11 protein-coding genes and 1 pseudogene are annotated in these 13,961 nt (G+C 38.4%); 9 read left to right on the forward strand and 3 right to left on the reverse strand.

Annotated features, from left to right (window positions below; translation table 11 throughout):
• Together ON09_RS16885 and ON09_RS16890 are read left to right on the forward strand one after the other, a co-directional pair.
• Nucleotides 1-1,590, forward strand: a 1,590-nt coding sequence (locus tag ON09_RS16885; protein WP_010602242.1) for a glycoside hydrolase family 3 C-terminal domain-containing protein, incomplete at its 5' end; no start/stop codon positions are given.
• Between the two features lie 188 nt (nt 1,591-1,778).
• Nucleotides 1,779-2,561, forward strand: coding sequence for a carboxylesterase family protein (locus ON09_RS16890; protein ID WP_010602243.1), 783 nt, complete (start codon nt 1,779-1,781; stop codon nt 2,559-2,561).
• A gap of 82 nt (nt 2,562-2,643) precedes the next feature.
• Here the strand turns inward: ON09_RS16890 and ON09_RS16895 are convergent, their stop codons facing one another.
• The 3 genes from ON09_RS16895 to ON09_RS16905 all read right to left on the reverse strand — a co-directional run bounded on the left by ON09_RS16895 (nt 2,644) and on the right by ON09_RS16905 (nt 4,783).
• A complete protein-coding gene (locus ON09_RS16895) occupies nt 2,644-2,838 on the reverse strand; it encodes a hypothetical protein (protein WP_010602244.1) in 195 nt (64 codons plus the stop codon).
• A gap of 194 nt (nt 2,839-3,032) precedes the next feature.
• The gene (locus tag ON09_RS16900) at nt 3,033-3,761 is read right to left on the reverse strand and encodes a YebC/PmpR family DNA-binding transcriptional regulator (RefSeq protein WP_010602245.1); all 729 of its coding nucleotides are present in this window, start codon (nt 3,759-3,761) and stop codon (nt 3,033-3,035) included.
• A 77-nt stretch (nt 3,762-3,838) separates the two neighbouring features.
• The gene (locus tag ON09_RS16905; RefSeq protein ID WP_010602246.1) at nt 3,839-4,783 is read right to left on the reverse strand and encodes an NAD-dependent epimerase/dehydratase family protein; all 945 of its coding nucleotides are present in this window, start codon (nt 4,781-4,783) and stop codon (nt 3,839-3,841) included.
• 194 nt (nt 4,784-4,977) lie between these two features.
• On the opposite strand from ON09_RS16905, the gene ON09_RS16910 reads away from it, so the two are divergent.
• The 7 genes and pseudogenes from ON09_RS16910 to ON09_RS16940 all read left to right on the forward strand — a co-directional run.
• The gene (locus ON09_RS16910) at nt 4,978-5,538 is read left to right on the forward strand and encodes an RNA polymerase sigma factor (protein ID WP_010602247.1); all 561 of its coding nucleotides are present in this window, start codon (nt 4,978-4,980) and stop codon (nt 5,536-5,538) included.
• Between the two features lie 107 nt (nt 5,539-5,645).
• Nucleotides 5,646-6,668: a FecR family protein gene (locus ON09_RS16915; protein WP_010602248.1), complete on the forward strand. Its 1,023-nt coding sequence runs from the start codon at nt 5,646-5,648 to the stop codon at nt 6,666-6,668.
• Nucleotides 6,669-6,861: 193 nt separating this feature from the next.
• Entirely contained in the window at nt 6,862-9,792 is a 2,931-nt protein-coding gene (locus ON09_RS16920) for a TonB-dependent receptor (RefSeq protein WP_010602249.1), read from the forward strand.
• A gap of 48 nt (nt 9,793-9,840) precedes the next feature.
• The gene (locus ON09_RS16925; protein ID WP_010602250.1) at nt 9,841-10,746 is read left to right on the forward strand and encodes a TIM barrel protein; all 906 of its coding nucleotides are present in this window, start codon (nt 9,841-9,843) and stop codon (nt 10,744-10,746) included.
• Between the two features lie 278 nt (nt 10,747-11,024).
• Nucleotides 11,025-11,609, forward strand: a complete 585-nt coding sequence (locus ON09_RS16930; RefSeq protein WP_010602251.1) for a gluconate 2-dehydrogenase subunit 3 family protein — start codon at nt 11,025-11,027, stop codon at nt 11,607-11,609.
• A 24-nt stretch (nt 11,610-11,633) separates the two neighbouring features.
• Nucleotides 11,634-13,377 (forward strand): annotated as a pseudogene (locus ON09_RS16935) (GMC oxidoreductase).
• Nucleotides 13,378-13,414: 37 nt separating this feature from the next.
• Nucleotides 13,415-13,961, forward strand: a 547-nt coding sequence (locus tag ON09_RS16940; RefSeq protein ID WP_039842700.1) for a Gfo/Idh/MocA family protein, incomplete at its 3' end; no start/stop codon positions are given.

Consider the following 13,961-nt stretch of genomic DNA (forward strand, 5'->3'; position numbering starts at 1 on the left):
ACGTACACACTACCATACAAAGCTGCTGTTGATGCCGGTGCAGCAAGCATTATGGCATCTTTCAATGAAGTTGATGGTATTCCGGCTACGGGAAGTAAATGGTTAATGACTGAGGTTTTACGTAACCAATGGGGTTTTAAAGGTTTTGTGGTAACAGATTATACTGGCATCCCTGAAATGATTGCACATGGCATGGGCGATTTACAAACCGTTTCAGCTTTAGCAATGAATGCTGGTATTGATATGGATATGGTTGGCGAGGGTTTTTTAGGCACTTTAAAAAAATCATTAGCTGAGAAAAAAGTTAGTATAAATGAAATTAACAGAGCTTGCCGTTTAGTGCTTCAAGCAAAATATAAACTAGGTTTATTTACCGATCCATATAAATTTTGCGACCCGGCAAGGGCCGAAAAAGAGGTATTTAACGCAGAAAACCGTCAGATTGCTCGCGAAATTTCGGCAGAAAGTTTTGTACTGCTTAAAAACAAAAACAATGTTCTTCCTTTAAAAAAGTCAGGTACAATTGGTTTGATTGGTCCATTGGCAGACAATACGGCTAATATGTATGGAACCTGGAGTGTTGCGGCGTTGTTCGATAAATCAGTTACGGTTTTACAAGGATTAAAAAATGCTTTAGGTAATGATGCTAAGATATTAACTGCCCGTGGTTCTAATTTCCTTGCTGATTCTGTGGCGGAACATCGTTATGTAAACGTTCACAACCCAACATACAAACGAGATACTCGCTCGGAAGAGGAAATGATTAAAGAAGCTTTAAAAGTGGCCGATAAATCAGATGTCATTATTGCTACCATGGGCGAAGGTTCCGAATTTACCGGAGAAGCAAGTAGTGTAACGGATATTCAAATTCCGGAAACACAGAAAAATCTATTAAAAGCATTGGCTAAAACTGGAAAACCAGTGGTCCTGGTATTATTTACTGGTCGCCCGCTTGCTTTGAAATGGGAAGAGGAGAATATTCCTGCTATTTTGAACGTTTGGTTTCCAGGTAGCGAGGCAGGAAATTCAATTGCTGATGTGCTTTTCGGAAAGGTTAATCCTTCAGGTAAGCTGAGTGCAACTTTCCCTCAAAACGTTGGTCAGGTGCCCTTGTATTATGCACATAAAAATACAGGTAGACCACTGGCTGAAGGTAAATGGTTTGAGAAATTCCGTTCGAATTATCTGGATGTAAGTAATGATCCATTGTATCCATTCGGTTTCGGCTTAAGCTATACTACATTTAATTATAGTGATGTGAAGTTAAGTGCAAACACATTAACCAAAGGTAAATCGATCACCGCATCAGTTACCTTAAGCAATACCGGCAAATATGATGGCAAAGAGGTGGTGCAGTTGTATATCCGCGACTTGGTTGGCAGCATTACCCGCCCGGTTAAGGAATTAAAAGGTTTCCAGAAAGTGTCGCTGAAAGCGGGTGAAAGCAAAACGATTAGCTTTAACATTTCGGAGAATGATCTCAAATTCTATAATTCTGATCTTAAATTTGTGGCTGAACCTGGAGATTTTCAAGTGTTTATTGGCACCAATTCAAGAGATGCAAAAGCGGCATCTTTTTCTTTGAAATAGAGATCAATAAATTTAAATTGGTTCATTAATCATGTCACTTTGAGCTTGTCGAAACGTTTATAAAAGTGCCCATCGACAAGCTCTGGGATGACAATTCTATAAAACGGTATATACAAATGATCAAGGTTAGGCTCGATCATATAACCCTGAACTATTGTAAAGTAATCAGGGTTTTTTAATTTTGTGATATGAAGAATTTTTTTTTAGCCATTTGTTTGCTGTTTGCAGCACAAATTCTAAATGCTCAGGACTTAAAAAAATACGATAAAGGTAACTTCATTAAAGGTAAAGATTCGATTTATTACCGGATTCTCTTTCCCGAAAATTTTAATCCCAAACAAAAATATCCTGTTTTATTTGTACTCCACGGTCGCGGAGAGAGCGGAAGTGACAATGAAAAGCAACTCACGCATGGAGCGAAATTGTTTTTGAAGGATGATATCAGACGGAACTTCCCTGCAATTATTGTTTTCCCGCAGTGTCCGCTAGATAGCTATTGGGCAAATGTGAACATCACTACCAATGATAAAGGTAAAAGGAACTTCGCTTTTGTAGAGGGTGGCAAACCGACAAAAGCTATGCATGCTTTACGCCGCATGGTGAAGGATTTTCTAAAAAAGCCATATGTAAATAAGGAGCAGGTTTACGTTGGCGGATTATCAATGGGAGGAATGGGTACTTACGAATTATTAAGGCGACAACGCAGAACATTTGCTGCAGCCTTTGCCATTTGTGGTGGAGACAATACCAACAACATTACGAAATACAAAAACATTCCACTGTGGATATTTCATGGTGGAAAGGACGATATTGTTGATCCCGCCTTTTCAATGGCTATTGCCGAACGTTTAAAAGTTGTTGGAAAAGAAGTGAAATTTACATTATACCCTAATGCCAACCACAACAGTTGGAACAGTGCTTTCGCTGAACCAGAATTGTTGCCTTGGCTGTTTGGGCATCAGAAAAATTAGTCTAGACCTATCCTCATCCCGATCAGTAGCAAAGCAAAACAGCGAAATCTTTAAATCAGGATTTTCAGGTTTAAAGATTTCTTCACTTTACTTTAATAGAAAGCGCAATGCCTACCCTATCGAATTTTAAATAAAGCATTTGGAAAGCAAAGGCAGGCATCTTATCGGTTACGAAAGCCCTGCCATTCGCTTTACTCACCCGAGAAAAATCGGGTTCGTGTTCGCTGCTGTTAGGTTTAGTTAACTTCGGTTTGCCTGAATAATTTAGACCCGACATAATGAAAAGCCCGGAGCCCGATTTTTCAGCGGGTGAGAACTTGAAATGTTGGCGGGACTGCTGATGCCAAAAAGCACTAAACTTGCGCTGCTAAAAATATAATTGTTTTAATTAATCGTTATTTTATTATCATTAAAAAACAAAAAAGGCTTGAGGAAAAATCCTCAAGCCTTTTTAATAATATTCATTAATTTTTATTCAGCCATGTTGTGATAAACCGCCTGAACATCATCATCTTCCTCTAATTTATCAATCAGTTTTAGTACATCGGCAGCTTGCTCCTCTGTTACCTCGTGGTGCGATAATGCGATACGCTCTAATTTTGAGCTTTTCAATTCAATTCCTTTTTCTTCCAAAGCTTTTTGCAAAGATCCGAAGTTTTCGAAAGCACCTTGCGCTACCGCAATATCGTTTCCTTCTTCATCAGCCTCTACATAAAGTTCTTCTAAACCAGCGTCAATTAATTCAAATTCCAGTTCTTCTAAATCTAAACCTTCGGCAGGTACAAAACGGAAAATAGATTTACGGTTGAAAACGAAATCCAATGAACCGGTTTTGCCTAAAGAACCATCTGTTTTGTTGAAATAACTGCGAATATTCGCCACAGTACGATTGGTGTTATCAGTAGCCGTTTCAATTAAAACCGCAACGCCATGTGGTGCATAACCTTCATAAACAATTTCCTCATAGTTGGCCATCGATTTATCGGATGCACGCTTAATTGCAGCTTCTACCCTATCTTTAGGCATGTTCACGGCTTTGGCATTTTGCATCGCTGTACGCAGACGAGAGTTGGTTTCAGGGTGAGGTCCTGATTCCTTTACCGCCATTACAATATCTTTACCAATACGCGTAAACTGAACCGCCATTTTGGCCCAACGCTTAAATTTTCTTTCTTTTCTAAATTCGAATGCTCTTCCCATTTTTTAGTATTCAGTATTTAGTATCAAGTATCAAGACTGGGTTGAACACCCTAAATCTCTTACTTAAACCATCTACTTTATTTCTTTAAATTATTTAACATATCTGTTGTGAGTTTCGATAAATCGAACTCTGGTTTCCATCCCCAATCTTTTGCTGCAAAACTATCATCAATAGAACGTGGCCAGCTGTTTGCAATCTGCTGACGCGGATCATTATTGGCGTAAGTTAAGGTAAAGTTAGGAATATGTTTTCTGATTTCGGCAGCTAAAACCTCAGGCGTAAAGCTCACTCCACCAAAATTATAACTGCTGCGAACCGTAATTTGATCAGCCGGCGCATCCATTAATTCAATAGTGCCGCGAATGGCATCATCCATATACATCATTGGCAATTCAGTTTCGGCACTTAAAAAGCTTTGGTAACTTTCTTTTTTCAACGCCTCATGAAAAATGTGGATGGCATAATCTGTTGTTCCACCACCTGGAGCAGCCTTCCAGCTAATCAGACCAGGGTAACGAATGCTTCTAACATCTAAGCCATATTTTTGATTATAATATTCGCACCAGCGCTCACCAGCCAATTTACTAATTCCGTAAACGGTATTTGGATCCATAACACAATACTGTGAAGTATTATCTTTTGGAGAATTCGGACCAAACACCGCGATTGAACTTGGCCAGTAAACTTTTGCAACTTTATATTCCAAGGCTAAATCTAAAACATTTAATAGCCCGTTCATATTCAAGTCCCAGGCTAACTTAGGATTTTGCTCACCGGTTGCCGATAATAAAGCGGCCAGAAGATAAACCTGTGTGGGTTTGTATTTCTTAAAAATGCCATTAATCATCTCCTTATCCAAAACGTTAACAAACTCGAACGGCGCAGAATTTTTGATGTCATAATCGGGTCTGCGAATATCACAAGCCACAACATGATCATCGCCATATATTTTCCTTAACATGGTAACCAATTCGGTTCCAATCTGCCCGTTAGAGCCCAAAACAATAATTTTTTCCTGCATAATTTTTTAGAGATTGAGCAAAGGTAAAAAAATGAGACAAAAGGGCTATAAATTATTTACACTAAGCCATATCTTTAAAAATCTCTGGAGTATAAATACGGAAGAATATTGTTAATTTTAAAGTGTAATGGGTTTTCAAAATGAAATAAATTCCTACATTTACTTTAGTCTCCCCAACATAACCAAATAAATAAATGACTCCCCAAGAGCCTGAAAAGTCTATTGATTTACTTAACCGCCTAAAACAAGGCGATAAGCAGGCTTACGAGAAAATATATTTCGGCTTTAGCAAAGAGCTGCTGTATGCGGCCTATAAAAAAACCGGAGATAAAATTGTTGCGGAGGAATTGGTTCAGAATATCTTCATCTCACTTTGGGAAAAACGCCTCGATTTACAAATTAACAACCTTCAGGCCTATCTTTTTGGTGCTTTAAAGCTAAGTGTAATTAACCATGTACGTAGCTTGGTAATGGAGAACAAATATATGGAGTACCAAACACTCACCTATTCAGAAGATCATCATGACACTTCCAACCAGGTAGATCTGCACGATCTATCTTCCATAATCGAGAAAGGGATTAATTCTTTACCCGAAAAAACACAGGAGGTTTTTCGTTTGAGCCGGTATCAGCATCAATCTACAAAAGATATTTCTACCGAATTGAACATTTCGGAAAAGGCAGTAGAATACCACATTACCCGCTCCATCAAAAGAATTAAAGAGTATATCAAAAATTTTTACATCTTTTTCTAGCTGATTTTCAGTTCATTAAAAAAATATTGAGCTTTTTTTTATCTGAAGGTTTAGGGTTTATGCTTAGTTGCGTTACTTGTATTGTATAGAGCCAAATATTTTTCCTTATGAACCAGAAATCATTCAACGATTTACTAACCCGTTATCAAACTGGGAACTGCACTGAAGCCGAAAAGCTTTGGGTAGATAAATGGTATCATAATTTAAATAACAGAAACTTTAAAGATTTATCATCAACTGAGTTAGATGAAATGCAGGATAATATCTGGCTTAAAATAAGCGGAGCCCAAGATGAAGTTGTTAAACCTGTAAAAATCAAAAAGCTCTGGCCTAAATTTGCAATCGCGGCCTCAATTACCATTGCGTTTTTAATTGGAGGATTATACTTTGCCAATTACAACCCTGCTGAAGAAGCATTCATAAGTGAAAACGGTGACATAGCGCTCATCAGCAAAACCAATGACACTGATCGTCCCATCATTATATCGCTTAGCGACAATAGTACTGTAACCTTAAAGCCGCAGGCAAATATTTTGTATCCAAAGGTTTTTGCTGCCAATAAAAGAATGGTTTATTTAAAAGGAACCGCTTTTTTCTCGGTAAGCAAAAACCCTAAGAGACCATTTTATGTGTATGATCAGAAACTGGTGGTTAGCGTTTTAGGTACCAGCTTTTGGGTAAAATCATCAACAGAAAAAATGCCTGCACAGGTTGCAGTAAGAACAGGTAAGGTTAAAGTGCAGGAAAATGAAAAAAGTTCACTTTTTGGTTTATCTACCGAAAAACTGGCTCGACCTATTCTGCTGACACCAAATCAAAAAGGTATTTTTAATGATCATAAACTAAATAAAACTTTAGTGAGCAAACCCATTCCATTGGCCGAAGCTTACAATGTTCCATCTAATCTAAGCTATAACTTCAAAGAAAAAAGCATCAAAGATATTTTTGAAACTTTATCTGAAGCTTATGGCATCGAAATAAAATCTGATCATGAGCAGATTTCAAATTACACTTTTACCGGAGATTTAAGTAAAAAAGGGCTATATGAGCAGCTTGATTTAATCTGTGGAACCATTTCCAGCAAATATTACATCCAGGGAACCAGCATTGTGGTTTCTAATAAACACTAACCAAAATATATAAAATTATGAAGAGAGAAATGACCTATTTCAGCCAGTAGCGGGCGCTACCTCATCCATAATATTTTCTAAAAAACAAAGCCGACAATGTGGGGCATTGCCGGCGAGTTAAATACATTAGAATGTATTCATGGTATTTCTATGTCCAATAAATCCAATCATTTAATGAACAATAATCAAATTTATGAAAAAAAATCAACTTATTTCGCTGGCGATATATGCAATGAGAGTTTCGATTTACCAAATACTTACAATAATAATTTTTACTTGTGGCGCATTTGCCAAAAATGTCGACGCCCAGGAATTTTTGAATAAACCTATTTCGATCAAAGCTGATCAAACCGATATAAAAACCATTATTGCTAAAACCGAAATGCTGGCAAACGTAAAGTTTGTGTACAGTCCGCAGTTAATTAATTCGGATAGAAAAATATCCATCAATGTTGTCAATCAAAAACTTAAATACTTTCTTGAGAATTCGCTAAAACGTTATGACGTGGGATATAGGATAGTTAAAGATCAAATTTTGCTCTATTCTATTCCCGCTAATAACAACCTCGAATTATTAAAAGCGTTCGATGGCGTAGTAACCGGTAAAGTGTTAGATAGCAAGGGTAATCCGATTCCTGGCGTTTCTGTTACGGTGAAAGGTAAAACCATTGGTACCACAACTGATGAAAACGGAAACTTTGCTTTGCGAGGATTAACCGTAGATAGCCGCGTATTGGTAGTTCGTTATGTGGGATACATCTCGAAAGAGGTAAATCTCTCTGCCGGAAACGCCGATGAAAACATCACCATCAGTTTATCGGAAGATAATTTACAGCTGGAAAGTGTAATGGTTACCGGTGGAAATCCGAAGAAAAAACTCGAAAGCTCCGTTGCCTTAACTTCTGTAAGCAATAAAGATATTACCAATAGGGCACCTTTAAATAGTACCGATTTGTTGAAAGCAATTCCGGGTTTAACGGTAGAAAGTACCGGTGGTGATGGTCCGGGTAACGTTTGGGTGCGTGGATTTCCACAGCAAGGCGGTTATATTTTCTTAGGAATCCAGGAAGATGGTTTACCCCTGCTCCCAACTGGATTCAACACCAATCCTTCTGTAGATCAATACTATAAAACAGATTTAACCATTCAGAATATCGAAGCTGTTAGAGGAGGAAACGCTTCTATTATTCAGGCGAATACACCTGGCGCTGTTGTAAACAATTTGAGCTATGTAGGTGCCGATAAACAGTATGGTCAGGTAAAATTTACCACTGGTTTCTCTCAGGGTTTATATCGTTTTGATGGAAATACCGGTGGAAAAATCAATGATCAGATTAAATATAACATTGGCGGCTTCTATCGTACTGATAATGGCGTAGTTGACCAAGGTTTTAACCCAGCTAACCAAGGCGGGCAAATTAAAGGCAACATGACTTTTAATTTTAAAAATAACAAAGGTTTTATCCGCGTGTATGGTAAATATCTGAATGATAAAGTACAATTTTTACTTACCAGCTACTACCCTTACGATGGAACGGGCAAACCAACTACCTACCGCGATTATAATATGGCTACACAGTCGATTATTCCCATTCAAACAGAATGGAGTTACAATGATCCGGCAACAGGTGTACATAACTTTAGCTTAACCGATGGTATCCATACAAAATTAGGATCAGCGGGTTTTCAGTTCAATTATTTAACTGATGGTGGATGGCAGATTGTAAACAATTTCCGTTACCAGAATACACATACCAACAGCACCTACACTGCTCCAGCTGGCATTGTCGCAAGAACGGCAGCCACGCCATACTATTATCCGGGTGGCAGTGTTGCACCTTTTGTTTCAGGCGATTATGTAGTGACATCAAACGCTCAGGGACAGATTAACAGTGATGTTCAAATTGTTGATTATTTGGATTTGAAGAAAACTATTAAAAATCACAGCTTAAATATCGGTGCCGGAATTCATCAATACAATCGTGATGATTTACGTTTTGCCTTCCGTTCATTTACTGAATTTAAAGAACATCCGAGCATTATATTACAATCGCCAACAGCATTGGAGCGTACTATTCAAACAAAAAATACTTTCATTGGCGATACCAGAACATTATCACTTTATGCAGGAGATGAAATTAAATTATCTGAACAATGGCGTTTAGATATCGGAGCAAGGATTGATAATCAAAATGTAAAAGGCGACAGACCATACTATGCCTTAAATGCAAACGGAACGGTAAACATCACAGCAGCTGCAAGTCCGAATATTTTGGGTTATACCGCTTATGATGAAACACTAACCAACTGGGCAGCGTCAGTGGGTGCAAATTACAAAATTAGTGCTACCGCCAGTATGTTTGCCCGTGCTACAAAAGCTTACAATGCGCCTAATATTGGCGATTATAATGCTTCGGCTTATAATGGTGCAAACATTAAAAAACGTCCGGTTTATTTGGGAGAAATCGGTTTCAAGTATGCTAAAAACAACCTGGCAATTTTCGCATCAGGAAGTTATTCTGCTATCAAAAACGTATCCCTAAGTATCAATGTACCAACAACTGCTGCAGGAACACAAGCATTGGTGGCATTTGGCTCTACACGAACTTTCAGTGCTGAGTATGAAATTTCGTACAGAATCGCCAAGCCTTTGAGTTTAAGATTTACCGGAACATTACAAGATTCCAAATACACTGACTACGAAGCAAATACCAGTGGAAATGCCGCTGTTGCCGCAGAATTTGGAAACCGTATTTACAGCTTTACAGGAAATAGAACAGAACGTGTTCCGGTGTTAAATACTGAACTTGGTGCGAACTATGATTTCAAGAACTTCAATTTATATGTAGCAGCAAACTATGTAGGCAGCCGTTTCACTTCTCCAAGTGAAAGCTACAAATTACCAGGTTATGTGGTAATGAAAGCAGGAGCTGGTTACAACTTTACTAAGAAAATAGCAATAAGATTCTGGGCAGACAACTTGTTAGATGCAAAAGTGTTGACAGAGGGTGATGTTCGTGGAGATCAATTCAGAGACTTCGCAAGCGTAACTCCTGGTCAATTAATGATTGGCAGAACTTTACTTCAACGTACTTTCTGGGGATCATTGGCTTATTCATTTTAACAGCTAAAGCCGGGGGTTAACTCCCGGCTTTTTTAATCCATTTACATCATGACAACAAGAAGATCATTTTTACAAAAAACAAGTTTGGCCGCAGTAGCTGCATTTTTAAGTCCCTCAGTAATCACATCAGCTTTGGCTCTACCAGCAAAAGTTTCCAAAATTGGAATCGGCCTGTTTACATTAAGAGAACAATTAACTGCCGATGTGAAGGAGACAATTGCGCATGTAGCTAAAATTGGCTATAACCAGGTGGAAACTTACTATGGTTATCCAGGTAAATACGAGGTGAAAGGTTTTTGGGGGCTAGAAGCAAAAGATTTTAACACATTATTGAAAGATAATAATCTAACTTGCCCAAGCGGTCATTATAACACCACTGAGTTTTTATCTACAGGTGATGAAAAAATCCTAAAGTCACATATTGAAGTGGCCAACAGTGTCGGACAAAAATATTTTGTGATTCCTGCCCTGCCTACTGACATCAGAACAAATGGAACGCTAGACGATTACAAACGAATGGCAGCTCGTTTTAATATCGCAGGAGAGCTTTGTAAAAAGGCTGGTTTGAAACTGGCTTACCATAACCACAACTTCGAGTTTAAAGATCAGGGAAATGGCATAACTGGATATGATATTTTATTAAAAGAAACTGACGCTAAACTGGTTGGTTTCGAGCTGGACATTTTTTGGGCGGTAAACGCAGGTTTAAATCCTGTTGATATGTTTAAGAAAAATCCGGGACGTTATAAAATGTTCCATGTTAAAGATATGGACAAGCAAGATAAAGCTGTTTTTGCCGAAGTTGGTTCAGGACGAATAGATTTCAAAAGTATTTTTGCCGAATCGAAAATGGCAGGCCTGGATTATATTTTTACAGAACAGGATTTGATAAAAAAAGATCCCTACGAAAGCATTACTGAAAGTTATAACTACGTAAAAAATAACCTTATTTGAGGGACTAATTAAAGATTAGAAATGAAATTCGGTATTTATTAGTAAATATCACGTTTATATATAGTTATTGTAATAATTACACGAACAAATCGCATTACAAAAACCCATAATAAACGTTATTCAGACGCTAATTACTACCTTATTTAGAATTATTCTATGTGGTAACAATCGCATTGCAGATCTGCATTTTAACGCAACAGATTTGATTTTTACGGCATATTTTTTCTAATATTACTCATTCAACGCTTAAGTAACCAATATAAAAAATAACGAAAACGATGCATAGAAGAGAAGCACTCAAAAACGTTGCATTCTTGCTGGGAGGAGCCATCTCAGCGAGTACAATGGGCGTTTTATTCGAAAGTTTTACGCTCCCTGAAAATGAAAAAAACTTTGTTTCATTCTCCGCTCAGGATGAAAAAATCTTTGCTGAATTTGCCAATATCATTGTGCCTACTACTAAATCATCACCTGGAGCTAAAGCTGCGGGTTTAGGAAAATTTATTCCGATGATGATGAAGGATTGTTATCCGGCAACCATGCAAACTTCTTTCGCAAGAGGTTTTCAACAGTTACAGGAGAAAGCAATGAAAGATTTCGGCAAAAACTACATGAGTTTAACTGTTGCTGAGAAAACCAAACTAATGGTTGATTTAAGATTGATGTCAATTGCTCAAAAAGAAACTAAAGCGCCGGAAAATCAAGATCTGGTTTACTTTTTTGTTACAGCAAGAGACCTCACTTTGCTGGGTTATTACGCGTCAGAAATTGGTTGTACCCAGGCAAGGGAGTACATTCTGGTTCCGGGCAGGTATGATGGCAATGCGCCATTAAAACCAGGTCAAAAATCATGGGCAACTTAATTTCCTAAACAACGACAAAACATCATGAATTTAAATACAAATTTAAAAGCTGAAAATACTTACGATGCTATTGTGATAGGATCGGGGATTAGTGGCGGCTGGGCTGCAAAAGAACTTACCGAAAAAGGTTTAAAAGTGCTCATGCTCGAAAGAGGAATGAACATCGAACACATTACAGGTTACGAAAATGCAATGAAAAGCCCCTGGGAATTTCAGCATGCCGGTAAATTAACTGAAGAGCAAAAGCGTACCCATCCGGTGCAAAAAAAGAGATTATCCTTATCAGGAAGCCAATGAAAAATGGTGGGTGAATGATTTGGAATGTCCTTATACCGAAGATAAACGTTTCGACTGGTACCGTGGTTTCCATGTTGGTGGTAAATCATTAATGTGGGGCCGCCAAAGTTATCGCTTAAGTGACCACAACTTTGAAGATAATGCAAAGGATGGCCATGGAAATGACTGGCCAATACGCTACAAAGAACTTTCTCCCTGGTACGATTATGCAGAACGTTTTGCTGGAATTAGTGGCTCTAAAGAAAATTGGCCGCTTTGTCCTGATGGAGAGTTTCTGCCGCCAATGGATATGAACATTGTAGAAAAAACGGTAAAGAAACGTATAGAAGAGGCTTACAAGAGAGAACGTATCATGATGATTGGTCGTGTGGCTAATCTTACCGTGCCTCACAAAGGTCGCGGAAACTGCCAATATAGAAATTTATGCAGTCGTGGTTGCCCTTTTGGTGCTTACTTTTCTACGCAGTCTTCTACCCTTCCTGCTGCCATGGCAACAAAGCGTTTAACGCTTAGACCCTATTCAATCGTAAACCACATTATTTACGACAAAGACACCAAGAAAGCAAAGGGCGTGATGGTAATTGATGCGCAAACAAACGAAACGATGGAGTTTTATGCTAAAATCGTTTTTGTTAACGGATCAACATTAGGTACTACTTTCATTTTATTAAATTCGACATCAGATGCACACCCTAACGGTTTGGGTAATGCAAGCGGCCAATTAGGACATAACTTAATGGATCACCATTTCCGTTGTGGCGCCAACGGCGAAGCAGAAGGCTTTGATGATAAATATACCTATGGCCGACGTGCCAATGGAATTTACGTTCCACGCTATCAGAATATCGGTAATGATAAACGAGATTATTTACGTGGTTTCGGCTATCAGGGCAGTGCAAACAGAAGCAACTGGCAAAGTGATGTTGCAGAATTGTCGTTTGGTTCGGGCTTGAAAGAGAAAATGACTAAACCAGGCAAATGGTCTATGGGCTTAGGTGGTTTCGGAGAAATGTTGCCTTATTATGAAAATAAGGTTTACATCGATAAAACCAAAAAAGATAAATGGGGTCAGCCGGTATTGGCAATTGATTGCGAGTACAAAGAGAATGAAAAGAAAATGCGTGTTGACATGATGAACGATGCGGCTGAGATGTTGGAGAAAGCGGGCTTAAAAAACATCAAAACTTTCGATAATGGCTGTTATCCTGGTATGGCAATTCACGAAATGGGAACGGCCAGAATGGGTAATGACCCTAAAACTTCAGTGCTTAACAAATGGAATCAAATGCATGAGGTAAGCAATGTTTTCGTAACGGATGGAGCATGTATGCCATCTATCGCTTGCCAAAATCCATCTTTAACATTTATGGCTTTAACGGCTCGTGCTGCAGATTATGCAGTGAAAGAGTTGAAAAAAATAATATATAAAAGGTTTCGGGTAAAAGGTGTAAGGTTTGAGGTATTTTCTTAAAGCTTACACCTTACTCCTTAAACCCTACACCTCTAAAATGAAGAGAAAATTAAGAATGGGCATGATAGGCGGCGGTAAAGACGCGTTTATCGGTGCTGTACATCGCTTAGCGGCAAACATGGATGGTTTGATTGAACTGTCAGCCGGAGCATTAAGTGTCAATCCTGAATTAGGTTACGAATCTGGAAAATTATTATTCCTTCCTGATAACAGAATATATAAAACCTACGAAGAGATGATCAAAGCAGAAAGTGAACTTTCTGCTGAAGAAAGAATCGATTTTGTAACCATTGTAACGCCAAACTTTGCCCACTTCGCCCCTGCGATGATGGCTTTGGAACATGGATTCAATGTTGTGATTGAAAAACCAATGACGCTAACTTTAGAGGATGCTAAACAACTTCAGGCTAAAGTTAAAGAAACGGGTTTAACACTTTGCTTAACACACACCTATTCTGGTTATCCAATGGTAAAGCAGGCGAAACAGATGGTTCGCGAAGGTGCATTAGGTGAAATCAGAAAAATCATTGTGGAATATCCTCAGGGCTGGTTAAGTACCTTATCTGAACGCGAAGGAAATGCTC

It is taken from the genome of Pedobacter agri PB92 (assembly GCF_000258495.1).
Lineage (GTDB): Bacteria > Bacteroidota > Bacteroidia > Sphingobacteriales > Sphingobacteriaceae > Pedobacter > Pedobacter agri.